Below are 23,369 nucleotides of genomic sequence, written 5' to 3'. Positions count from 1 at the left end.
AGGTTTCTGACGGATGGCCAGACTTGTGAATGTGAACCGCCGCACCGCCATTCTCCCCGCGATGTTCCTGGTCGCCGCCCTCGCCCTGCCGCAGGCCTTCGCGAGCGCGCGCGCCGACACGCCGCCAGGGCCGTCCGTCGGCGACGTCACCGCGGCCCAGAGCGCCGCGGGCGCGGCGCAGGCGCGGGTGGACGCCGTCGCCGCGCAGCTCGCCGCGGCGCAGAGCGCTGAGGCCGCACTGAACGTCCGCGCGGAGGCCGCCGTCGAGGCCTACAACGGCGCCGTCGTCGCTCAGCAACGCGCGGAGGCCGCCGCCGCGACCGCCGCCGCCGGTGCGGCCGGCGCGGATCTCGCCAACGCGTCCGCCCGCGAGGAGGTCGGCGCGCTCGCCGCGCAGCAGTACCAGGACGGCGGCCCGCCGCAGCTCAACGGCCTCGTCGGCCTGCTCGCCGCGCAGAACCCGGACACCGCTGCCCTCGCCGCCCAGGCCGCACGCGGGGCGGCCGAGCGGGCGAGCGGCATCCTGCAGGCCGCCGCCGCCACCGCGTCGGCCGCCGCCCGCGCGTCCGCTGCAGCGCAGCAGGCCAGCGCGGCCGCCGCCGCTGCGACGGCGAAGGTCCAGGCCGCTCGTGCGCAAGCGCAGCAGCAGCTCGCCGACCAGCAGGGGCAGGTGACCGCCCTGGACGCGCAGCGCACCCAGCTCCTCGCGGGTCTGGCCGACGCGCAGCGCATCGCGCTGCAGCTGACCGAGGCGCGCGCCCAGGCCCTGGCCGCCCAGGCGGCCCGCCTCGCCGCCCTGCAGAAGCAGCAGAGCGCGGCAGCCGCGTCCGCCGCTGCGTCCACGCCCACGCCCGGCGACACTTCAGGCGTCCTGACTTTCGCCCGCGCCCAGCTCGGCCTGCCCTACGTCTGGGGCGGCGCGGGCCCGGACACCTACGACTGCTCCGGCCTCACCATGCGTGCCTGGCAGCGCGCGGGCGTCTCGCTCCCGCACTTCGCCGCCGACCAGTACGCCGAGTCCCAGCCACTGACGTACCGCCAGCTCCAGCCGGGCGACCTGGTCTTCTGGTCCCACGACGGCCGGCCCTCGGGCATCTACCACGTCGCCCTCTACACCGGCTCGGACACCATCATCGAGGCCCCCCGCACCGGCGATGTCGTCAAGACCGCCTCCCTCTGGATCATGGGCACCCCGGACTACTACGCCCGCCCCTGACCGCCACTGCTTCGGCCGCTCCCGCTGCGGAAGGTGCGGCGGTAGGTGTCCGGGGGTACGCCGACGGTCCGGTTGAAGTGTCGACGCAGCGTCGTGGCGGTGCCCATGCCGGTGGCTTCCGCAACGGCGTCGACGCTGTCGTCGGTGTTCTCCAACAGCTCCTGGGCGCGGCGGATCCGTTGCGTGAGCAGCCACTGCAGCGGGGTGGTCCCGGTGGCCGCCCTGAAGTGGCGGCCCAGATTGCGCGAGCTCATCCGCGCCTCGCGGGCCAGGTCCTCCACGGACAGCGGCTGGTCGAGCCGTTCGATCGCCCAGGGGAACAGCGCCGCGAGCGGGTGGTCGTTCCTGGCGGGCACCGGGGCGGTGACGAACTGGGCCTGCCCACCGGCCCTGAGCGGCGGCACGACCAGGCGGCGAGCGGCCGCGTTGGCGACCGACGCGCCGTGGTCGAGGCGGACGAGGTGCAGGCAGAGGTCCAGCGCGGCAGCCTTGCCCGCGGAGGTGAGCACCGTGCCGTTGTCGACGTAGAGGACGTCAGGGTCCACCTCCACCCGGGGGTACCGGGCGGCCAGCACCTCGGTGTGCGCCCAGTGCGTGGTCGCACGCTTCCCGTCCAGCAGTCCGGCTGCGGCCAGCACGAACGCCCCCGTGCAGAGGGAGGCCACGCGCGCGCCCGCCTCGTGGGCCGTCCGCAGCGCGTCGACCAGCTCGGCGGGCGGGTCCACGTCGACGTCGGCCCAGCCGGGGACGATCACGGTGTCGGCGTGCTGGAGCCGGTCGAGGCCGTGGTCGGGCTCCAGCCGGAACCGGCCGACCTGCACGGCCGCGGGCCCGCAGACGGTGACGTCGTACCAGGGGCCCGCGACGCCCGCCGGGGCGGCGCCGAAGATCTCGTACGCCACGGACAGTTCGAAGTGCAGCATCCCGTCGGTGACGGCCAGCGCGACTGAGCTCATGTCCGGAACTGTACGTGTAGTGGCGTTCCAGACGCTGGCGGGGCCGGTGTCGGCCGGGTCAGGATGTCGGTAGCGGATCAGTCGAGCGCAACGGGGAGAACTCATGGGATCGGCGCAGACGGTGGCGGTGTTCGGCGCGTACGGGCACACCGGCCGGTTCGTGGTGGCAGAGCTGAGGGACCGCGGGTTCACCCCAGTGCTCGTGGGCCGCGACGCCGAGAAGCTGCAGACGATGGCGGCAGCCGACCCCGGACTCGACGCCCGGCAGGCCTCCGTCGACGACGCGGCCTCGCTGGACCGTGCACTGGCCGACGCGGCCGCTGTGATCAACTGCGCCGGGCCCTTTGCCACGACCGCCGCCCCCGTGATCGAGGCAGCCCTGCGCGCCGGGATCCCCTACGTGGACGTGGCGGCCGAGATCGAGGCCAACGCCGACAGCTTCGCGGACTTCGCGGACCGCGCCCGCGTCGCGGGGGTGGCCGTCGTTCCGGCGATGGCCTTCTTCGGCGGCCTCGGCGACCTGCTGGCCACCGCGGCGATGGGCGACTGGACCACGGCCGACGAGGCGCACATGGCCTACGGGCTCAGCAGTTGGCACCCCACGGAGGGGACGCGCGCCGCGGGCACGGTCTCCGGGCAGCGGCGGAACGGCCGACGCGTCCGCTACACGAAGGGGGCGCTGGAGTACCACAACGACGAGCTGCCCACCCTGACGTGGCCCTTTCCCGACCCGACGGGCCCCCGGACCGTCCTGGCCGAGTTCACGATGGCCGACGTCGTCACCATCCCCAGCCACCTCTCCATCCCCGAGGTCCGCACCTACATGACCACGGAGGCAGCCAGGGATCTCGCGGCTCCTGACACCCCGGCGCCGACCGGGGTCGACGAGCGCGGACGGTCCGACCAGACCTTCGTGGTCGACGTCGTCGTGCGCTCGGGCGACAGCGAACGGCGCGCTGCGGCAAGGGGTCAGGACATCTACGCCATCACCGCGCCGCTCGCGGTGGAGGCAGTGAGCCGCATCCTCGACGGACGGACCAGGACGGTCGGGGTCGCCTCCGCGGGCGAGATCTTCGACGCGCCCGACTTCCTCCGCGCGCTGGCGGTGCACGCTTCCCTTGAGGTGAGTCAGTAGGGCGGCCACCGCGCCGCACGTCCTGGCCATCCCCGGTACCCGCAACCCGCAGCATCTGCTGAGCTCGCGCTCAGACCTGCGCGCTCACCTCCGTCGCGGCCCTCTCGCCCGAGGCGACCGCCGCGTTCAGCGTCGCGTTGTCGACGTCCGTGTGCTCGCCCGCGAAGTGGATGCGACCCTCCTGGACGGCCTCGTAGCCGGCGATGCTCGTGTACTGGCCGATGCCGTAGTAGTGGTAGGCGCCCTTGTGCCACGGGTCGAGGGACCAGTGGTCCTCGTAGGCCAAGCCGTTGAACGCGGCGGTCGTGCCCGGGTAGACGTGCTCGATCTGCGACAGGAACCAGTTCACGTCCGCCGCCGGGGCCGGACCGTGGGCCGCGCCGGTCAGGACGGAGCGGGCGGTGTCGCCGCCGGGGAAGTTGACCAGCAGGGCGGGGCTGCCCTTCGCGCCGAGCTGGACCGAGCCGTCCCAGGCGGTCTGGTAGCCGGTCGGGCCGGTGTTGCTGACGCCGTTGTAGCCGAGCGACGGCCACGTCTTGCTGTTCAGCTGGGTGACCAGCTTGGCGTTCTGGCCCATTCCCTGCTGCTGGATTGCCGTCAGCTTCAGCGCCGAGAGGCCCGAGCGCGTCAGGTCGACGTCCCGCAGCGTGCTGAACGGGAGCGCGAGCACCAGGTGGTCCGCCTGCGCCGTGACCGACGCACTGCTGCTGCCGGGGCAGGTGAAGGTGCAGGTGTAGCTGCCGTCGGTGTTCTGGACCACGGCCACCAGCTGGTAGCCCTGCCGGACGGTTCCGGCCGGGAGTTGCCCGACCATGCCGCTGACCAACTGGTCGTTGCCGCCCACGAGGTGGTACTTCTCGTCGAAGCCGGCGCCACCGTCGAAGGTCGACGAGGATCCGAGGAAGCCGATCATGCCCAGTGCGGAGGAGTTCGCGGGTTCGCCACCGGACTGGAGCTGGATGGACTGGATCAGCTGACTCAGCGCCGACCCCGAGGGCAGGCCGATCTGGGTCAGGTAGTCGAGGCAGGAGAGCTGATCCAGACGCTTCGCCTCTGCGGTGGCGCTGTTCCAGCGTGGGGTGCCCATCGCCGCGTAGGAGGCGGCGAAGGCGTTGTAGGCCTCGGCGACCCAGTCGCTCTGCTGCTGCGGACCGTCGTAGCGGCTGCCGTTGATCCAGCCCGCGTAGGTACCCGCGTTGAGAGTGCCGCCGTTGGCGTACTCGGTCTTCAGGCCGAAGGACTTGGCGAGGTTGAGTACGGCGGTGTCGGTCGAGCTGATGAATGAGCCGCCGTGCTCGCTGACCGTGCCGCCTGCGAAGAAGCCACGCAACGACCAGCAGCGACCGCCGACATGGGTGGTGTCGGCCTCGTAGACGGTCGAGGCGATCGCCCGGGGGCCGGTCCACAGCTGGTGCGCGCAGCGCAGCCCGGCCAGGCCGGCTCCGACGATGACGACGCGCGGGGAAGCGACGGACGGCGTGGCCGCGGCGGCTCGGGTCGAGCCGGCCAGCGCCGCTCCCGCCAGGCCGGCGAGGGTGACGGCCCCCGCCCCGGCCAGCAGTTGACGGCGGTTCAGTTCGCGTTCGGCCCGCTCAGCGCGCTCGCCGGCGACCTCGGCGACGGGCATGCCGCGACGTCGGGCCTCGCCGTGCAGCGAGAAGGCGAGGCCGAGCCGGTCCGGCAGGCCGGTGCGGGCCTTGGGCGCGGCGATGGTCAGTGGGGGAGTGGAGCTCGATCTGGCAGATTCCCGGTGCATGAGAATCCCTCTCTGGGGGATCGAACGATGCTGACCGGGAGTGAACTGCCGCCGCAACGCTGTTGTCAACAGTGTTGCGCCAATTTCCTCACCTCACGCGCCGCCGCGCAGCTCCACCGCCCGTCGCTCGATCGCGGTGATCAGCGCCTCGACCCTGGCGTCGTAGACCTGGTCCTGCGACACCCCGGCCAACTCCAGTGCAGCCTTCGTGATCTGCGGAAAGGCCTCGGGGTCGACGAGTCGGTACTCGCGGTTCCAGGCCGACTCGTCGGCTGCCCGTGCCTCCGGGGAGAAGAGCAGGTAGGCGGCGCGCTGGCCGACCAGGGCGAGCAGTGAGTCGCCCACCATCCGGTAGTGGACCGCCGCGTCCGTGCCGCTGAGGCCGGCCTCGGTCACCGCGCCGAGGATGAGCTCGACCACGCGGAACTCGTTGGGCCGTCGCGTCGTCCGGCTGGCCATGGCCGAGGCGACGGCTGGGTACTTGAGCGCGACCGCGAGCGAGCCGTCGGCCAGGGCGCGGATGCGGTCCTGCCAGTTCAGCCCCTCCGGGATGCTGTCCAGAACCTCGCCGAGGGTGCGATCGGCGACCTCCAGCAGCAGTTCGTCCTTGTCGCGGAAGTGTCGGTAGACGGCGGTCGGATCGGCGCCCAGCTCCTCGCCGAGACGGCGCACGGTGAACGCGTCCGCGCTGCCGCGTGCGGCGATGCGCAGGCTGGCTTCGATGATCGCTTCGGGGGTCAGCTGACTGCCCGAGCGCTTGCTCCGGCTACGGCTCGCGGTGGCGCTCGCGGCTGTGTCCAAGGGTGGCTTCGACATGGTCCGGCCAGTGTAACGATGCGAGAGCGACTCAGCGCAACAGTGTTGACAACAACGTTGCGCACCGCTTCACTCCTCCTCACCACCACACGGGGAGGAATCGCCGATGGCGAAGCACGAACAACAGGCCACCGGACAACAGGCCGACACCGTCTTCCGCGGCGGCAAGGTCTTCACCGCCACCACCGACGCTCCCGTCGAGGCAGCCGTAGCCGTCCGCGAAGGCCGCATCCTGGCCGTCGTCGCCGACGACTCAGCCCTGCGCGACCTCGTCGGCCCGGCGACCGACGTCATCGACCTCGACGGCGGTCTGCTCGCACCGGGGTTCCAGGACGCCCATGTCCACCCTGCCGTGGCAGGCGTACAGATGCTGCGGTGCGACCTCTCCGCGCAGCGCAGCCTCGACGGCTACCTCGCCACCGTCGCCGCCTACGCCGCCGACCACCCGGACGCCGCGTGGATCCAGGGCGGCGGCTGGTCCATGGACGTCTTCCCCGACGGCATACCGACCCGGGCGATGCTCGACTCCGTCGTCCCTGACCGGCCGGTGCTGCTGACCAACCGCGACGGCCACGGCGCCTGGGTCAACTCCCGCGCGCTGCGGCTGACCGGGGTGGACCGGAACACCCCCGACCCGGTCGACGGCCGGATCGAGCGCGAACCGGACGGCACGCCCATCGGCACCCTCCAGGAGGGCGCGATGCACCTGGTCGGCGACCTCGTCCCGGTGGCCACGCCCGAGGAGGCCCGCGCCGGGCTGCTCGTCGCCCAGCAGCACCTCTTCTCGCTCGGCGTCACGGCCTGGCAGGACGCGATGATCGGCGCGTTCCCCGGCAATCCGGACAACTTCTCCGTCTACGTCGATGCCGCCCGCGACGGCTCGCTTGAAGCCCGCGTCGTCGGCGCGCTCTGGTGGGACCGCGAGCGCGGCACCGAGCAGATCTCCGACCTGTTGGAGCGCCGTCTGCACGGCCGGGTCGGGCGCTTCAACGCCACCTCCGTCAAGATCATGCAGGACGGCATCGCCGAGAACTTCACGGCGAGCATGCTCGAGCCCTACCTCGACGGCTGTGGCTGCGCGACCGCCAACTCCGGTCTGAGCTTCGTCGATCCGGCCGTGCTGCGCGAGGCCGTGGCGCAACTCGACGCACTCGGCTTCCAGTTGCACTTCCACTCACTCGGCGACCGTGCGGTCCGCGAGGTGCTGGACGCCCTGGTGCTGGCCCGCGCCGCCAACGGCGGCAACGACAACCGGCATCACCTCGCCCACCTCCAGCTCGTCCACCCGGACGACCTCAAACGCTTCGCCGAGGTCGGCGCCGCCGCCAACATCCAGGCCCTCTGGGCGGCGCACGAGCCGCAGATGGACGACCTCACCATCCCCTTTCTCGGGGACGAACGCGCGGCGCTGCAGTACCCGTTCGGCGATCTGGCCCGCGCGGGCGCGCGCCTCGTCGCGGGCAGCGACTGGTCGGTGAGCAGCCCCAACCCGCTCTGGGGCATCCACGTGGCAGTCAACCGCGCCGTCCCCGTCGACGCGCCGAACGCCGCCGCCGACCGGCGCCCCCGCCGGCCCTTCTACCCCGAACAGGCGCTCACTCTGGCCCAGGCCTTCACGGCGTACACGGCCGGCAGCGCCTGGGCGAACCACCTCGACCAGGAGACCGGCACCGTCGAGCCCGGCAAGTGCGCGGACCTGGTCGTACTCGACCGCGACCCCTTCGCCGGACCGGCTGAGGAGATCGGCGCGGCCAAGGTCCGGATGACATTCATCGACGGCCGCCCCGTCCACGTCGCCGACAACTGAGTCCCCGCCCCACCGCGCCGAAGACCCTCGCCCCGCACCAGACCCGCCGCTCCGACCGGAGGCCTCCCCATGCGCACCAGCACGAGCACCACCACGAGCAGCCCGCGCGCGAGCACGAGCCCGCTGCGCAGATCCTTGCTCGCGATCTCCGCCCTCTCGCTGACCGCCGCCTGCAGCGGCACCGCCCACCCGACGGGCGCCGGGAACAGCCCCGGCGGCTCCGCCGCCTACCAGCTGACCGCCAAGACCCCTGCCAGCACGGGTGAGTTGAACTCGTTCACCTGGTCCCTCTTCGCCGAGCCGACCTCGATCGACTACGCCTACGCCTTCGACTACCCGCCGAACACGGTGCTGGCCAACGTCTGCGAGAGCCTGCTGCGCTGGAACCCGGACCTGACCACCTCGCCCGGTCTCGCCTCCGCCGTCACCAACCCCACCCCCACCACCTGGGTCTACACGATCCGCAGCGGCGTGCACTTCCACGACGGGAGCCCGCTCACCGCCGACGACGTCGTCGCCTCGCTGCGGCGCAACCTCGACCCGAACGTGGGCAGCTACTGGTCCTACCCCTACCGGAACGTGAAGTCGGTCGACAGGACCGGCCCGCTGCAGGTGACCGTCACGCTCTCCACCCCGGACTCGACCTTCAACAAGTACATGGCCGCCAGCCCCGGCACGGTCGAGTCCGCCGCGACCCTGCGCAAGGACGGCAAGGACTACGGCAACCCGGCCAAGGGCGTCAACTGCACCGGACCGTTCGCCTTCTCCTCCTGGACGCCCGGCCAGTCCCTCGTCCTCACCCGCTTCGACGGCTACTGGGACCAGACCCTGCGCGCCAAGTCCAAGCAGGTGAAGTTCGTCTTCCTGCCCGACGCCACCGCTCGCGTCAACGCCTTCCAGACCGGCGAGGTCGACGGCGGCTGGATGGTCCCGCCGAACTCCTACGCGCAGCTCGGCTCCTCCTCGGCGGGCAAGCTCTACTACGGACAGAACACCACCGTCGCGGACGAGGTCGTCAACAACCTCAAGGGCCCACTGGGCAACGCCGACGTGCGCCGCGCGCTGCTGATGGCGATCGACCGCAAGGGCATCATCAAGGCCGGCGTCGCCGGAGTCGGTGACGTCGCGGACTCCCTCGTCACGCGCAACAACTGGAACGGAAGCCCGCAGAGCAGCACCCTCGACGGCCTGCTCAAGGCGCTGCCCGCCTATCCCTACGACCCGGCGAAGGCCAAGCAGCTCGCCGCGAAGGCGGGTGTCACCGGCCAGAAGGTCGTCATCGCGACCAGCCCGCTGGACTCGCAGACCACGATCATCACCCAGGCCGTCGCTCAGGCGGCCACGGCGATCGGGCTCAAGCCGGAGATCGACACGATCTCGCCCGACAAGTACACGGCGCTGTTCACCGACCCCGCCGCGCGCAAGGGCATCGACCTCTTCCTGACCTTCTGGTACACCTCCATCACCGACCCGATGGACATGTACGGCTCGCTGCAGACCGGCGCGTTCAGCAACTACGGCAGCTGGTCGAACCCGCAGTTCGACGCCGCCGTCAACCAGGCCGTCGGGGCGTACGACCCGGCCGCGCACGCCGCCGCCGCGGCGAAGGCGCAGCAGATCGCGATGGACCAGCTGCCCTGGCTGCCGCTCTACACCGAGCCGGTCAGCCTCTTCCTCGGCAAGCGGATCACCGGCGTGCAGCCCTCCATCGACTACCTCTACTACCCCTGGGCCGCCGAGATCGGGGCGCAGGGATGAGCGCCGCCGTCGCGACGTTCCGAAGACTGCTCGGGATGGCGGCAACCCTGCTGGTCACCTCCTTCCTGGTCTTCTCCTCGCTCTACCTCGCCCCCGGCGACCCGGTCTCCTTCCTGGTCAAGGGGCGCAGCCCGAGTCCCGCCGAACTGGCGGCGATCCGCAAGCAGTTCGGCTTCGACCAGCCCTTCCCAGTCCGCTACTGGCACTGGCTGGACGCGGTCCTGCACGGCGACTTCGGCCGCTCGTACCTCTTCCACGAGAGCGTCGGCGCGGTGATCTCCTCCCGGCTGCCCGCCTCGCTCCTCCTGGTCGGGGTGTCGACGCTGCTCATCGCCGTCGTCGGGATCGGTGCAGGCGCCGTCGGCGCGCTGCGGCGCGGGACGCGCACCGACAAGACGGTGCTGCTGCTGGTGACGGTCGGCGCCGCGGTGCCGTCGTTCGCCGCCGCGATCGTGCTGCGCTCGGTCTTCGGAGTCAGGCTCGGCTGGTTCCCGACCATCGGCGACGGCAATGGTCTGCTGGACCAGTTGCACCACGTCGCGATGCCCGCCGTCGCGCTCTCCGTCACCTTCATGGCACTGGTCAGCCGGGTCTCGCGCAGCGCGATGCTGGACGAACTGGGCCGCGAGCACGTCGAGGTGGCGCTGAGCCGGGGCACGCCCCGATGGAGCGTGCTGCGCCGGCACGTCTTCCGCAACGCGCTCGGGCCGATCGTCACCGTCTCCGGGCTGCTGGTCTCCGGGATGCTCGTCAGCACCGCGATCGTGGAGACCGCCTTCGGGATGTCCGGCATCGGCTCGCTGCTCGTGCAGTGCGTCGACGAGCTCGACTTCCAGGTCGTGCAGGCGCTGGTGCTGCTGGTCGTCGCCGTCTTCGTGGTCGTCAACACCCTGGTCGACCTGCTGTATCCGCTGATCGACCCGAGGGTCGCCGCCGGGGGAGGAGCCCGATGAGCAGCAGCACCACCACCTCGCCGCCCTCCCCGTCCCAGCCCTCCCCGTCGCAGCCCACGCTGCAACGCCGACCGGGCGCCGCCTGGCTGCGACGCGGCTTCCTCGCGCACGGATGGCTGTTCCGGATCTGCCTCGTCCTGCTGCTCCTCTTCGTGCTGGTGGCTCTCCTCGCGCCCTGGCTCGCGCCGCAGGACCCGACCATCGGTGACTTCGCGAACACCATGGCCGGCCCGAGCGCCGACCACTGGCTCGGCACCGACCAGGGCGGGCACGACACCTTCTCCGCGCTGTTGGAGGGGGCCAGGACGAGCCTGCTCGGACCGCTCGGGGTCGTCGTCTTCTCCAGCGTCTGCGGCATGGCGGTCGGCCTCTTCAGCGGCTGGCGCGGCGGACGGGTGGACGCGGTGATCGGCCGCGTCCTGGACGTCCTCTTCGCGTTTCCCTCCCTGCTGTTGGCGATCCTCGCCGTGGCACTGTTCGGCAAGGGCCTGAGCGCGCCGGTGCTGGCGATGGCCGTCGCCTATCTCCCCTACACCGCCCGACTGGTCCGCAGCCTGACGGCGCAGCAGAAGAACCGCCCCTACGTCGCCGCCTACCTGGTCCAGGGCCACGCCCCGGTCTACGTCGCGGTGTGCCGCCTGCTGCCGAACATCGCGCCGACCGTACTGGCGCAGTCCACCGTCAACTTCGGCTACGCGCTGCTGGATCTGGCCGCGCTCTCGTTCCTCGGCCTGGGCGTGCAGCCGCCGACGCCCGACTGGGGCGCGATGATCAACCAGGGCCAGGGGGCGGTGCTGGCCGGGCAGCCCCTGTCGGCGGTGCTTCCGGCACTGGCCGTGGTGCTGGTGGTCGTGGCCTTCAACGTGGTCGGCGAACAGCTCGGCGACCACCTCGCCGGAAGGGAGTCCTGATGATCAGTCAATACCTGTTGGAGATCGATGCGTTGACCGTCGAACTCCCCGGCGCCGCCCGGCCCGTCCTCGACGCGGTCGGCCTGCAGGTCGCCGCAGGCGAGGTCGTCGGGCTGGTCGGCGAGTCCGGTTCCGGCAAGTCCGTGACCGCGCGTTCCGCGCTCGGGCTCTTCCCGCCCGGCGCGCGGACGACCGGTCGGGTGCTGGTCGAGGGCGCGGACCTGGTCGGCGCGGACGCCGCGCGGCTGCGCGAGGTGCGCACCGCGACCGCCGCCATGATCTTCCAGGACCCCCGGGCGGGCATCAACCCGGTCCGCCGGATCTGCGACTTCCTCACCGAGCCGCTCCGGCTGACCCACGGCTGGTCCCGCCGCCAGGCACAGGCGTGGGCGCTGGAGCTCCTCGCGGCGGTCGGGCTACCCGACCCTCCCCGCCATCTGCGGCAGTTCCCGCACGAGTTGTCCGGCGGCATGCTGCAACGCGTGATGATCGCCGGAGCGTTGGCGGGGGAGCCGAAGCTGCTGCTCTGCGACGAGCCGACGACCGCACTGGACGTCAGCACCCAGGCGGAGATCCTGGCCCTGCTCGGCCGGCTCCAACGCGAACGCGGACTCGGCCTGTTGCTGATCACCCACGACATCGAGCTCGCCGCGGCGTCCTGCGACCGCGTCTACGTGATGTACGCGGGCCGCATCGTGGAGTCCGCCCGCGCGGACGAGCTGTTCGGGACGCCGCGCCACCCGTACACCATCGGCCTTCTCGGCTCCTCCCCGCCGCTGACCGGCCCGCTGGACCGGCTCCAGCCGGTTCCGGGCGCGCCGATGGGCCTGAACGAGTCCGCGCCCGGCTGCGCCTTCGCCGCACGCTGCGCGTTCGCCGAACCAGGACGCTGCGACCGGGCCGCGCCGGAGCTGCTGCCCCTCCCCGAAGCGCCGGGCCGCTCGGCAGCCTGCTTCCGCGCGTCGGAACTCCTGCTCACCACGGAGGTCCACCCATGACGGAACCCCAGTCCGTCGCGCCGCAGCCCGCACCGCTGCTCCAAGTCACCGACCTGCGCAAGACCTACGGCGCGACCGTCGCCGTTGACGGCGTCTCCTTCGCCCTGCCGCCCGGTGGCGCGCTCGGCCTGGTCGGCGAGTCGGGTTCGGGCAAGACGACCACGGCCCGCATGCTCGTCGGCCTGGAGCGACCCGACAGCGGTTCGATCAAGGTCCTCGGCACGCCGCTCGCGCCCGTCGTGCACGGCCGCGCCGCACGTCTGGCCCGCGCGAAGGCGGTGCAGATCGTCTTCCAGGACCCGTACCTCTCCCTCGACGCCAGGATCGGCGTCGGCGCGACCATCGACGGTGTCCTGCGACTGCACGGCCTGAGCGACCGCGTCGCCCGCGCGGCGCGGGTCCGCGAGCTGCTGGGCCAGGTCGGCCTCGGCGAGCGCGAGGCGGAGGCGCTGCCGCGCAAGCTCTCCGGCGGGCAGCGTCAGCGGGCGGCGATCGCCCGGGCGCTCGCGGTCGAACCGGCGGTGCTGGTCCTCGACGAGGCGGTCTCCGCGCTGGACGTCTCCGTGCAGGCCCAGGTGCTGAACCTGCTCGCCGACATCCGCCGCGAGGCGGGCATCGGTCTGGTCTTCGTCAGCCACGACCTCGCGGTCGTCCGCTACGTCTGCGACGAGGCGCTCGTCCTGCACCGCGGCCGGCCCGTCGAGCACCGCCCGATGGCCGAGCTGCTGGACGCACCCGCCCACCCGTACACCCGCCTGCTGCTCGCCTCCGTCCCGCACCCGGGCTGGGACCCGGACGACATCGCCCGCCGCCGCCGCGAGCTCAGCCGGCCGGGCTGAGCGCCGCTGGTCCGTCGGGGGGCGGATCAGCGCCGGGCCGGCGCGCCGCGCACAGCAAGAACCGCCCGTGGGCAGGCCCAGGGCGGTTCTCGGTGTGCGCGGGGCGCCGCGGGTGCGGAGCGTTGCGCTCAGTGGCTCCTGTGGGTCTCGCCGGAGTCGGCGAGGCGCTTGATGGAGTTGGTGATCTCCTCCTCGGCCTCCTGGCGACCGACCCAGTGCGCACCCTCGACGGACTTGCCGGGCTCGAGGTCCTTGTAGACCTCGAAGAAGTGCTGGATCTCCAGGCGGTCGAACTCCGACACGTGGTGGATGTCGCGCAGGTGCTCCCAGCGCGGGTCCGAGGCCGGGACGCAGAGCAGCTTGTCGTCGCCGCCTGCCTCGTCGGTCATGTGGAACATCCCGATGGCGCGGCACTTGATGACGCAGCCGGGGAAGGTGGGCTCCTCCAGGATGACGAGCGCGTCGAGCGGGTCGCCGTCCTCACCGAGGGTCCCGTCGACGAAGCCGTAGTCGGCCGGGTAGCGGGTCGAGGTGAAGAGCATGCGGTCGAGGTAGATGCGACCAGACTCGTGGTCGACCTCGTACTTGTTCCGCGAACCCTTCGGGATCTCGATCGTGACGTCGAACTCCAAGGCTCTCCTCCAATATCAGTGGTTGCAGCCAATAGTGTCTCCTACGGCGTGGAGTGCTCTGGAATGGGGAAGGGCCGGATGGGGAACTGGCGGGTCTGGGCAGGCGCGACGGCGGGACGAGTGAGCGCGCGGGCGAGGCCGTTGATCGAGAGGGCGTGGCAGCCGGTGAACCCGGCTCTACGGCGGGCCGCGCTCGGCTACGCCTATGCGCCGACGCGCTGGGTGGCCGGGGTCGCCGCAGGCACGGGGCTGGTCCTGGCCGTCGCCGCGATCGCCGCGACCGGCCCGTGGCAGGGCGGACAGCGGGTGAGCGACCGGGCTTTCGCCGCAGGTCAGACCGGGGTCGCGACCCACCACGGCGTCGCCTCGGGCCCGCCGAGGCCGGCGGGTCCTGCCTGGCACCCGCCCGCGATGGTGCTGGCCCCGGCGGGGGTCTCCGCGACCGTGCCGACCTCGGGCGGTGTCAGCAGCGCGCTGGCGGGCCCGCTGGCCGACGCGGCGCTCGGCCGGGTGACCGCGTCGGTCGTCGACGTCGCCGACGGCCGCACGCTCTACAGCTCCGGCGCGGACGAGGCGCAGCAGCCCGCCTCCACTAACAAGATCGCCACGGCTACGGCCGCGCTCACCCTGCTCGGTCCCGGCCACCGTTTCACGACCAAGGTCGTCGGCGACGCGGGCAGCGGCCTGGTCCTCGTCGGCGGCGGCGACCCGACGCTCACCGCGAGCAGCGGCCCGGACAGCCTCACCGCCCTGGCGCAGGCCACCGCGAAGGCGCTCCGCGCGGCGGGAGTCGCTCCCGGGGGGCACGCAGTCAAGCTGCGCTACGACATCTCCCTCTTCGCCGGTCCGGCGCTGCACCCGATCGGCGTCAACGGCAACATCGCCCTGGTCCAGGCGCTGACGGCGGACGAGGGCCGGATCGATCCCCGCAGCACCGAGGACGCGCCCCGCGACGCCGACCCGGCCGCCGCGGCCGTTGCCACGTTCGCCGCCGCCCTGGCGACGGACGGATACGCGGTCGACACCTCCGGCGGCCAGGGCACCACGCCCGGGAGCGCGAAGCCCCTCGCCCAGGTGCAGAGCGCTCCGCTGAGCGACATCGTCGAGCGGATGCTGACCCTGAGCGACAACGACATCGCCGAGTCCCTCGGCCACGCCTGCGCGCTGGCTGCGGGCCGCCCGGCCACCTTCGCGGGCGGCGCGGACGCGGTGCGGGCGACGCTCACCCGTCTGGGCGTCCCGCTGGGCTCGACCCACCTGGCCGACTCCAGCGGCCTCAGCGCGCAGGACGTGATCCCGGCCAGAGCGCTGACCGCGCTGCTGGTCCTGGACGCCTCCCCGGCGCACCCGGAACTCCGCTCGGTCCTCAGCGGCCTGCCGATCGCCGGCTTCACGGGCACGCTCGACAACCGTTACGGCGGCGACGGGAGCGCCGCGGGTCTGGGCGTGGTCCGTGCGAAGACGGGCTCGCTGCGGACGGTGAACACCCTGGCGGGGCTGGTCGTGGACCGGAGCGGCCGGCTGCTGGCCTTCGCCTTCATGTCCAACGGCAGCTCCGACGCGACGTCGGCGCGGGTGGCGCTGGACCGCTTGGCGGCGAGGGTCGCGGCCTGCGGGTGCGGGGGTTAGCCGGGGCAAGCGGGGAGTTGCACTCTCCTCCAGGGGCGCGGGGAACTGCGCGAACAACCACTGACGAGCGGATGGCCCTGCGCGTTCGGGGCTCTACCTGCGTCGGTGGCTTGTCGCGCAGTTCCTCGCGCCCCTGGAGGTGCAACGAGCCCTCCGTCGTGACCTGTCGCGCCCACGCGCCGGAGGCGCAAATCAGCAGAGCCTCGCGCCCCTGGTGGTGCAACGAGCCCTCCGTCGTGACCTGTCGCGCCCACGCGCCGGAGGCGCAAGTCAGCCAAGCCTCGCGCCCCTGGTGGTGCAACGGGCCCACCTGTCCCCGCTCCTTCTGCCCAGAACGGGGAAGAGAACGTACGGTTGAACGCATGACGAGCGCCGGCGGTAGCAAGGGCACGGACATGATCGACTGGGATCTCGCGGTCGCGACAGCGACCCGCTTCGCGCGGCCGGGGCCGGAGGTGACCCGTGACGAGGCCCGCGCCGTCGTCGCGGAGCTGCGCGAGCACGCGCGTGAGGCCGAAGGCCACGTCCGCGCCTACACCAAGATGGGGTCTCCCCACGGCGGCACGCCCGTGCTCGTCGTGGACCGGCCGGGGTGGATCAAGGCGAACGTCGCCGGGTTCCGTACCGTCATCACCCCGCTCGCGAACCGGATGGCGTCACGGCGGGCCGCCGTGCCCGGCGCGGGGGCGATGAACGCCGTGGGCGGGAAGCTGACCGGCGTCGAGCTCGGGCTGGTGCTGTCGTTCCTGTCCACCAAGGTTCTCGGCCAGTACGAGACCTTCGCGCCCGCCGAGGTCCCCGCCGACCTCTCCGCGATGGGCAAGCCCGCCACGCCCCCCGGACGCCTGCTGCTGGTCGCGCCGAACATCGTCTCCGTCGAGCGCGAGCTGGACGTCGACCCGCACGACTTCCGGCTCTGGGTCTGCCTGCACGAGGAGACCCACCGGACCCAGTTCACCGCCGTGCCCTGGCTGCGCGACCACATCGAGGGCGAGATCCAGGCCTTCCTCGCCGAGACCGAGATCGACCCGGCCACCCTGCTCGAACGCCTCCGCGAAGCGGTCAGCGGTGGCGCGCCGACGCCCGGCAACCTCGTCGAGGTCGTGCAGACGCCCGCACAGCGCGAGATCCTCGGCCGGCTCACGGCGGTGATGTCGCTGTTGGAGGGGCACGCCGACGTGGTCATGGACGGTGTGGGGCCGCAGGTCGTGCCGAGCGTGGCGGAGATCAGGGAGAAGTTCCAGCAGCGCCGGGCCAAGGGCGCGAGCCGGATGGACCAGCTGCTGCGCAAGCTGCTCGGGATGGACGCCAAACTGCGGCAGTACCAGGACGGCGCGGTCTTCGTGAACGCGGTGCTGGACGCGGTCGGCATGGAGGGCCTGAACAAGGTCTGGACGTCCCCGAACACGCTCCCCACGAAGGAGGAGATCCACAACCCCGCCGCCTGGGTGGCCCGGATGCACCGCTGATCGTGCGCTGAGCCTTCGTCAACTCGCGTCCAGGGGACGCGCGGGCGGTGTGCCGAAACGTTTCGGCATTCACCCGTCCGCGCGAACCCGGCTTGCGCGGTGACGGCGGAGCCGCGTGTCGGACGTGACTTCTGCGACGATCTGCGACATGCCGGTCACTCTGGGTATGAGACGATGCGGCAGCCTCCTGCTTCGCACGCTCTGCTCCGCACGCTCCAAGGAGTGATCGACCATGGGTCCACATCCCGCGGTGGCGGCGATACGCCTGGCGGTGCGCCGGGTGCTCGCCGAGTTCTCCGACGAGGTCCCCGCCACCTTCAGCGCGGGAACCGCCACTGCCGCCACGTCCGCCACCCCCGTCATCCCCCGTCCTTTGATCCAGTCCGTCGGTGACGTCGACCCCCGTCACGCACAGTTCCGCAGGCCCCGCCCCCGCGCCGCCGCCGGCGCGCCGTTGGTGCTGGTGGCCTGCTCCGGTGGGGCCGACTCGATGGCCCTCGCCGCCGCCACCGTGTTCGAGGCCGCCAAGCTGGGCCTGCGCGCCGGCGCGGTCACCGTCGACCACGGCCTCCAGTCCGGCTCCACCTCCCGGGCCGTCGAGGTCGCCGCGCGGCTGCGCGCCCTCGGGCTGGACCCGGTCGAGGCCCTCGGCGTCCGCGTCCCTTCGGCCACCGGCCACGGCGGCCCTGAAGCCGCCGCCAGGGACGCCCGCTACGCCGCCCTCGACTCCGCCGCCGAGCAGCACGGCGCCCGCGTCGTCCTGCTCGGGCACACCCGCGACGACCAGGCCGAGACCGTCCTGCTCGGCCTCGCCCGCGGGAGCGGCACCCGTTCGCTGAGCGGCATGCCCGCCGCGACCGGCCGCTACCGCCGGCCCTTCCTGGAGCTGGACCGGGCCACCACCCGCGAGGCCTGCGCCGTGCTCGACCTGCCCGTCTGGGACGACCCGCACAACGTCGACCCCGCCTACACCCGTGCCCGCGTCCGGCACGAGGTGCTGCCGGTGCTGGAGAAGCACCTCGGTGGGGGCGTCGTCGAGGCGCTGGCCCGCACCGCCCGCCTCTTCCGCGACGACGCCGACGCGCTCGACGTATGGGCCGCACAGGTGGAGACGGATGTCACTCGTCCGGACGGCCTGGAGGCCACCCGGCTGGCCGAGCTGCCGGCCGCCGTGCGCCGCAGGGTGCTGCGCCGCGCCGCGCTCGCCGCGGGCGCTCCGGGCGGTGAGCTCTTCGCCCGCCACGTGGAGGCCATGGACCTGCTGGTCACCGGCTGGCGCGGCCAGGGCCCCGTGCACCTGCCCGGCAACGTGCGGATGAAGCGCCAGGCGGGCCGCCTCAGCTTCCGACGAGTCTGACGGCGCGAGGTTCAGGAGGGCCCAGCCCGCTCCCGTAAGGTTGAGGACGCAGGGGCAGGGACGACTCTGCCAACTCCAGCAACTCCAGCTCTGAGGAAGTAGCGCGGGTGGACGAGAAGGACATGGGCACCAAGCTGGCCAAGGTGCTCATCAGCAAGGACGAGATCGACGCCAAGCTGGCGGAGCTCGGTGCGGAGATCGACCGCGACTACGCGGGCAAGGATCTGCTGATCGTGGGCGTGCTCAAGGGCGCGGTCATGGTGATGGCCGATCTGGCGCGGACGCTGCACTCCGACGTGACCATGGACTGGATGGCGGTCTCCTCCTACGGGATGGGCACCAAGTCCTCCGGCGTCGTCCGCATCCTCAAGGACCTGGACACCGACATCTCCGGCCGCGACGTGCTGATCGTCGAGGACATCATCGACTCGGGTCTGACCCTGTCCTGGCTGCTCAGCAACCTCCAGTCGCGCAACCCGGCCTCGCTCGAGGTCTGCACGCTACTGCGCAAGCCGGACGCGGCCAAGGTCTCCATCGACGTCCGGTACGTCGGCTTCGACATTCCGAACGAGTTCGTCGTCGGCTACGGCCTGGACTACGCGGAGAAGTACCGGAACCTGCCTTTCGTCGGCACGCTCGCGCCGCACGTCTACAACGGCACCGGCGCCTGAGTTCTCCGTCGTTCTTCATCCGTTCATCCGTGATCGGTGACACTTGGCTGTACCGGGTGGGAACAGGGCCCGGTTTTCCTCCGTTGGGCAGGGGGAAGAGCCGTTTGACACGGGAGCGCAACCGTTCACATGGAGAATGGCTGCGGTACCGTCCAATAATTCGCTGTTCCTATCGGGGCGGTCGAGGACAAACACAGCAGTTCACGCAAACGCAGACATAGGACGCACCGACCGGCCGCTGAGCCGGAAGGTGCCGCACAGTGGCAGGAGGGACGGGGCGGCCTTGGTCGCCCCGCATGGATGGACGTGAAGCGATACTTCCGTGCGCCGGTGATGTGGATCGTGCTGGCCGTCCTCGCCGTCGTCGTGCTGATGCAGGTGGTCTCCTCGACCGCGGGTTACAAGACCGAGGACACCAGCGCAGTCATCAGTCAGGTCACGCAGGGCAATGCCAAGTCGGTCCAGGTGACCACGGGCGACAGCCAGTTGATCAAGGTCCAGCTCAATGACGGCAAGACGTACGACGGCACTGACAAGATCGAGGCGCCCTACGCGTCCGACCAGTTCGCGGCGGAGCTGCAGACGCAGCTGCAGAAGGCCGTCGACGCCAAGACGCTGGGCAGCTACACGGTCAAGCAGGACAAGCAGAACGCCTTCGTCGGCATCCTGCTCTCGCTGCTGCCGTTCGTGCTGATCGTCGTGGTCTTCCTGTTCCTGATGAATCAGATGCAGGGTGGCGGCTCCCGGGTCATGCAGTTCGGGAAGTCCAAGGCCAAGCTGATCACCAAGGACACCCCGAAGACGACGTTCGCCGATGTGGCGGGTGCGGACGAGGCGGTCGAGGAGCTCCACGAGATCAAGGAGTTCTTGCAGGAGCCGGCCAAGTTCCAGGCCGTCGGCGCCAAGATCCCGAAGGGTGTGCTGCTCTACGGCCCGCCCGGAACCGGCAAGACCCTGCTGGCCCGCGCCGTCGCCGGCGAGGCCGGGGTGCCGTTCTACTCGATCTCCGGCTCCGACTTCGTCGAGATGTTCGTCGGTGTCGGCGCCTCGCGTGTCCGTGACCTGTTCGAGCAGGCCAAGGCGAACGCCCCGGCGATCGTCTTCGTCGACGAGATCGACGCGGTCGGCCGCCACCGCGGCGCCGGCCTCGGCGGTGGTCACGACGAGCGCGAGCAGACGCTGAACCAGCTGCTGGTCGAGATGGACGGGTTCGACGTGAAGGGCGGCGTGATCCTGATCGCGGCGACCAACCGTCCCGACATCCTCGACCCGGCGCTGCTGCGTCCTGGCCGCTTCGACCGGCAGATCGCCGTGGACCGCCCGGATCTCCAGGGCCGCCTGGAAATCCTCAAGGTCCACCAGAAGGGCAAGCCGGTCGCCCCGGACGTCGACCTGATGGCCGTCGCCCGGCGCACCCCCGGCTTCACCGGCGCCGACCTGAGCAACGTGCTCAACGAGGCCGCTCTGCTCACCGCTCGCGGTGACAAGAAGCTGATCGACAACAACGCCCTGGACGAGGCGATCGACCGCGTCGTGGCGGGTCCGCAGAAGCGCACGCGGATCATGTCCGAGAAGGAAAAGAAGATCACCGCGTACCACGAGGGCGGTCACGCCCTGGTCGCGGCGGCCTCGCCGAACAGCGACCCGGTGCACAAGGTCACGATCCTCTCCCGCGGCCGCGCCCTCGGTTACACGATGGTGCTGCCGGACGAGGACAAGTACTCGACCACCCGCAACGAGATGCTCGACCAGCTCGGCTACATGATGGGCGGTCGCGCGGCGGAGGAGCTGGTCTTCCACGACCCGACCACCGGCGCGTCGAACGACATCGAGAAGGCGACCGCCACCGCGCGGGCCATGGTCACCCAGTACGGCATGACCGAGCGCCTCGGCGCGATCAAGTTCGGCACCGACGCCTCCGAGCCCTTCCTGGGCCGCGAGATGGGCCACCAGCGCGACTACTCGGAAGAGGTCGCCGCACTGGTGGACGAGGAGGTCAAGAAGCTGATCGAGAACGCCCACAACGAGGCCTGGGAGATCCTGGTCGAGAACAGGGACGTGCTCGACAACCTGGTTCTGGAGCTCCTCGAGAAGGAGACCCTGAACAAGGAGCAGCTGGCCGAGATCTTCGCCCCGATCGTCAAGCGCCCGCCGCGCCCGGCGTGGACCGGCTCGGCGCGGAGGACTCCGTCCACCCGCCCGCCGGTGCAGTCGCCGCGCGAGCTGGCCCTGACGAACGGCGTCAGCGACGTCGCCCCGTCCCTGGACAAGGGCACGACGCTCCCGTCGATGCCGGGTCTGGACCAGCCGGAGCTGTAACCACGGGCGTCTGCCCGGAATGTCGACCGCTGCCCCAGGGCTTTAGCCTTGGGGCAGCGGCATGTCGTCTTCGCATTCGAATTCTCAGCTGAGGAGAACTACTCATGATCGACCCGGTGACCATCGAGGGTTCGGCCGGAGCCGTCCGGGAGTTCGACCATAAGCGCGCCGAGGACGCCGTCCGCGAGCTGCTGATCGCCGTCGGCGAGAACCCGGACCGCGAGGGCCTGCGTGACACGCCGGCCCGGGTGGCCCGTGCCTACCGGGAGATATTCGCGGGGCTCTACCAGGAGCCGGAGGACGTGCTGACGACCGTCTTCGACCTGGGCCACGACGAGCTGGTCCTGGTCAAGGACATCGAACTGGTCTCCTGCTGCGAGCACCACCTGCTGCCGTTCCACGGCGTGGCGCACGTCGGTTACATCCCCGCCGAGAGCGGGAAGATCACCGGGTTGTCGAAGCTGGCCCGGCTGGTGGACGTGTTCGCGCGGCGGCCCCAGGTACAGGAGCGTCTGACGACGCAGATCGCGGACTCCCTGATGCGGATCCTGGAGGCGCGCGGGGTGATCGTGGTGATCGAGGCGGAGCACATGTGCATGTCGGTGCGCGGCATCCGGAAGCCCGGCGCGAAGACGCTGACCTCGGCGGTCCGCGGCCAACTCCTCGATGGCAAGACCCGCGCGGAAGCGATGAGCCTCATCGTCAGCCGCTGATCGTTTGCAGCTGGGGAAGTTGCACCACCCCAGGGGCGCGGGCGGCTCTGCTCGATTTGCGGCTTCTCCCCCAGCCTTCGGCCGGGAGGTGCCCCCTGCGTGAGCGCGACAGGCACGACAAGGGAAGTTGCACCACCTCAGGGGCGCGAGGAACTGCGCGACAAGCCATCCACGCACCTACTGATCCGAACGCGCAGGGCCATCCGCACAGGGTGGTTGCTCGCGCAGTTCCCCGCGCCCCTGAAGGTGCAACCGGCTGTCCTGCCCAAAATTACTGGCCGTGCGAGAGCTGGGCGCTGAGCCATTCGAGGGTGGGGCCCTGTTCCACCGCCCAGGTGCCGAAGTTGTGGCCGCCCGAGCGGAGCAGCAGCGGGGTGGCCTGCATCGGGGGGTGGACCTCGGAGAGGAAGCGCTGGGTCGCGTGGTAGTCGCGGTCGCGGACCGCCGTCGCGAGGAGGACCTTGATCGGCGGGGCCGGCAGGTGCGTGAGGCGCCAGTCGAAGTCCGCCTCGGAGAGCCTGCGGTCGCGGTCGGGCCCGTCCGGGCCGAACAGCGTGCCGGTCTGGTGGTTCTCGTAGATCCCGTAGTCGCCGCCCAGGTCGCCGACCACGCCGAAGACCGTCGGGTGCCGCATGCCGAAGGCCAGCGCGCACGTGCCGCCCTCCGAGTAGCCCTCCACCGCCCAGCCGCCCGGCGAGGGCAGCAGTCGGTAGGCCGAGTGCAACGCCGTCGGCACCTCCACCGAGAAGTACGTGTCCACCTGCGGCCCGCCCACCGCGTCCACGCAGTTGGTGTCCCTCGGCAGGGCCACGTTCTGCGAGACCAGCACCAGCACCGTCGGCTGCATCCGGCCGTCCGCGATCAGGCGGGCCGCCTGGCGGGGCGGGGCGAGGCGGTCCAGCGTGCTCTGGATGGTGCCCGGAAAGCCGGTCATCATCAGCACCACAGGGAAGCGGGTGCGGGCGTAGGCCGGCTGGAAGTACTGCGGGGGCAGGTACACGTAGGCCTGCTGGTGCAGGCCCGTCCGGGGGCCCAGCAGGCGGACGGCGGAGAGCCGGCCGACGCGGTCGGCCGGGCCGGGGAGGAAGGCCGGGTCCCTGCCGTCCGGCGGGACCAGCCGTGAGCCGCCCGTCGGACGGTCGTGCGCGTCGCTGCCGCCCGCGGCCTCGCCGAAGGTGACCCGCTGGTCGCCGCCGAGCAGGTCGTCCCAGGTCGGGTAGAAGTCGCCGTAGGAGTTGACCAGCAGCGCCGCGACCAGCACCAGACCCAGTTGGCCCAGCAGCAGCGCGCCGAGCCTGGCCAGAGCCGGAGCCCAGCCGCGACCGGCCAGGCGCGGCCAGCACCACACCGTCGCCACCGTGACCAGCACGGTCAGCGCGAGAACCGTCCAGAGCAGCGCAGCGCTGGTCAGCTCCATCACACCCGTACCCCGTT

19 protein-coding genes are annotated in these 23,369 nt (G+C 71.6%); 14 read left to right on the top strand and 5 right to left on the bottom strand.

Annotation, left to right across the window (positions count from 1 at the left end; all coding sequences use genetic code 11):
- Positions 1-31: 31 nt before the first annotated feature.
- Entirely contained in the window at positions 32-1,216 is a 1,185-nt protein-coding gene (locus ABIA32_RS24490) for a C40 family peptidase (RefSeq protein WP_370099354.1), read from the top strand.
- On the opposite strand, the gene ABIA32_RS24485 is transcribed toward ABIA32_RS24490, so the two are convergent.
- The gene (locus tag ABIA32_RS24485; protein WP_370099351.1) at positions 1,201-2,172 is read right to left on the bottom strand and encodes a helix-turn-helix domain-containing protein; all 972 of its coding nucleotides are present in this window, start codon (positions 2,170-2,172) and stop codon (positions 1,201-1,203) included. The genes ABIA32_RS24490 and ABIA32_RS24485 overlap by 16 nt on opposite strands.
- 103 nt (positions 2,173-2,275) lie before the next feature.
- Here ABIA32_RS24485 and ABIA32_RS24480 point away from each other — a divergent pair, with 103 nt between their 5' ends.
- Entirely contained in the window at positions 2,276-3,307 is a 1,032-nt protein-coding gene (locus ABIA32_RS24480) for a trans-acting enoyl reductase family protein (RefSeq protein WP_370099348.1), read from the top strand.
- 70 nt (positions 3,308-3,377) lie between these two features.
- Here the strand turns inward: ABIA32_RS24480 and ABIA32_RS24475 are convergent, their stop codons facing one another.
- Together ABIA32_RS24475 and ABIA32_RS24470 are read right to left on the bottom strand one after the other, a co-directional pair.
- Positions 3,378-5,063: a flavin monoamine oxidase family protein gene (locus tag ABIA32_RS24475; RefSeq protein ID WP_370099345.1), complete on the bottom strand. Its 1,686-nt coding sequence runs from the start codon at positions 5,061-5,063 to the stop codon at positions 3,378-3,380.
- Between the two features lie 93 nt (positions 5,064-5,156).
- Complete coding sequence (locus tag ABIA32_RS24470) at positions 5,157-5,879, bottom strand: TetR/AcrR family transcriptional regulator (RefSeq protein WP_370099342.1); 723 nt, start codon at positions 5,877-5,879, stop codon at positions 5,157-5,159.
- A 106-nt stretch (positions 5,880-5,985) separates the two neighbouring features.
- Here ABIA32_RS24470 and ABIA32_RS24465 point away from each other — a divergent pair, with 106 nt between their 5' ends.
- The 6 genes from ABIA32_RS24465 (at position 5,986) to ABIA32_RS24440 (ending at position 13,145) form a co-directional block, all read left to right on the top strand.
- Positions 5,986-7,686: an amidohydrolase gene (locus ABIA32_RS24465; RefSeq protein ID WP_370099339.1), complete on the top strand. Its 1,701-nt coding sequence runs from the start codon at positions 5,986-5,988 to the stop codon at positions 7,684-7,686.
- 69 nt (positions 7,687-7,755) lie between these two features.
- Positions 7,756-9,444, top strand: a complete 1,689-nt coding sequence (locus tag ABIA32_RS24460) for an ABC transporter substrate-binding protein (RefSeq protein ID WP_370099335.1) — start codon at positions 7,756-7,758, stop codon at positions 9,442-9,444.
- Positions 9,441-10,397 (top strand): ABC transporter permease, encoded by a 957-nt coding sequence (locus tag ABIA32_RS24455; protein WP_370099333.1) that lies wholly within the window; start codon positions 9,441-9,443, stop codon positions 10,395-10,397. Before ABIA32_RS24460 ends, ABIA32_RS24455 begins: the two co-directional genes overlap by 4 nt.
- On the top strand, positions 10,394-11,308 hold the full coding sequence (locus ABIA32_RS24450; RefSeq protein ID WP_370099330.1) for an ABC transporter permease: 915 nt from the start codon (positions 10,394-10,396) through the stop codon (positions 11,306-11,308). Before ABIA32_RS24455 ends, ABIA32_RS24450 begins: the two co-directional genes overlap by 4 nt.
- Positions 11,308-12,306 carry an ABC transporter ATP-binding protein gene (locus tag ABIA32_RS24445; RefSeq protein WP_370099327.1) on the top strand — a complete coding sequence of 333 codons (999 nt, stop codon included), beginning with the start codon at positions 11,308-11,310 and terminating at the stop codon, positions 12,304-12,306. Before ABIA32_RS24450 ends, ABIA32_RS24445 begins: the two co-directional genes overlap by 1 nt.
- Positions 12,303-13,145: an ABC transporter ATP-binding protein gene (locus ABIA32_RS24440; protein ID WP_370099325.1), complete on the top strand. Its 843-nt coding sequence runs from the start codon at positions 12,303-12,305 to the stop codon at positions 13,143-13,145. The genes ABIA32_RS24445 and ABIA32_RS24440 overlap by 4 nt, the downstream gene beginning before the upstream one ends.
- Before the next feature lie 128 nt (positions 13,146-13,273).
- On the opposite strand, the gene ABIA32_RS24435 is transcribed toward ABIA32_RS24440, so the two are convergent.
- Entirely contained in the window at positions 13,274-13,777 is a 504-nt protein-coding gene (locus ABIA32_RS24435; protein ID WP_370099323.1) for an inorganic diphosphatase, read from the bottom strand.
- 141 nt (positions 13,778-13,918) lie between these two features.
- Between ABIA32_RS24435 and dacB the strand changes: the two genes are divergently transcribed.
- The 6 genes from dacB (at position 13,919) to folE (ending at position 21,935) form a co-directional block, all read left to right on the top strand.
- Complete coding sequence (dacB, locus tag ABIA32_RS24430; RefSeq protein WP_370099320.1) at positions 13,919-15,406, top strand: D-alanyl-D-alanine carboxypeptidase/D-alanyl-D-alanine-endopeptidase; 1,488 nt, start codon at positions 13,919-13,921, stop codon at positions 15,404-15,406.
- Positions 15,407-15,768: 362 nt separating this feature from the next.
- Complete coding sequence (locus ABIA32_RS24425; RefSeq protein WP_370099317.1) at positions 15,769-16,875, top strand: zinc-dependent metalloprotease; 1,107 nt, start codon at positions 15,769-15,771, stop codon at positions 16,873-16,875.
- A 232-nt stretch (positions 16,876-17,107) separates the two neighbouring features.
- Positions 17,108-18,232, top strand: coding sequence for a tRNA lysidine(34) synthetase TilS (gene tilS / locus ABIA32_RS24420; RefSeq protein WP_370099314.1), 1,125 nt, complete (start codon positions 17,108-17,110; stop codon positions 18,230-18,232).
- 107 nt (positions 18,233-18,339) lie between these two features.
- Positions 18,340-18,903: a hypoxanthine phosphoribosyltransferase gene (hpt, locus tag ABIA32_RS24415; RefSeq protein ID WP_370099312.1), complete on the top strand. Its 564-nt coding sequence runs from the start codon at positions 18,340-18,342 to the stop codon at positions 18,901-18,903.
- 300 nt (positions 18,904-19,203) lie between these two features.
- Positions 19,204-21,222, top strand: a complete 2,019-nt coding sequence (gene ftsH / locus ABIA32_RS24410) for an ATP-dependent zinc metalloprotease FtsH (RefSeq protein WP_370099309.1) — start codon at positions 19,204-19,206, stop codon at positions 21,220-21,222.
- A gap of 104 nt (positions 21,223-21,326) precedes the next feature.
- Complete coding sequence (folE, locus tag ABIA32_RS24405; RefSeq protein WP_370099306.1) at positions 21,327-21,935, top strand: GTP cyclohydrolase I FolE; 609 nt, start codon at positions 21,327-21,329, stop codon at positions 21,933-21,935.
- A 271-nt stretch (positions 21,936-22,206) separates the two neighbouring features.
- On the opposite strand, the gene ABIA32_RS24400 is transcribed toward folE, so the two are convergent.
- Entirely contained in the window at positions 22,207-23,352 is a 1,146-nt protein-coding gene (locus ABIA32_RS24400; protein ID WP_370099304.1) for an alpha/beta hydrolase, read from the bottom strand.
- Positions 23,353-23,369 lie beyond the last annotated feature (17 nt).

This window comes from Streptacidiphilus sp. MAP12-20 (genome assembly GCF_041262525.1).
Taxonomy (GTDB): Bacteria; Actinomycetota; Actinomycetes; order Streptomycetales; family Streptomycetaceae; genus Streptacidiphilus.
The sequence above is the reverse complement of the archived record's forward strand: the minus strand, read 5'-3'. Positions and strand labels throughout refer to the sequence as shown.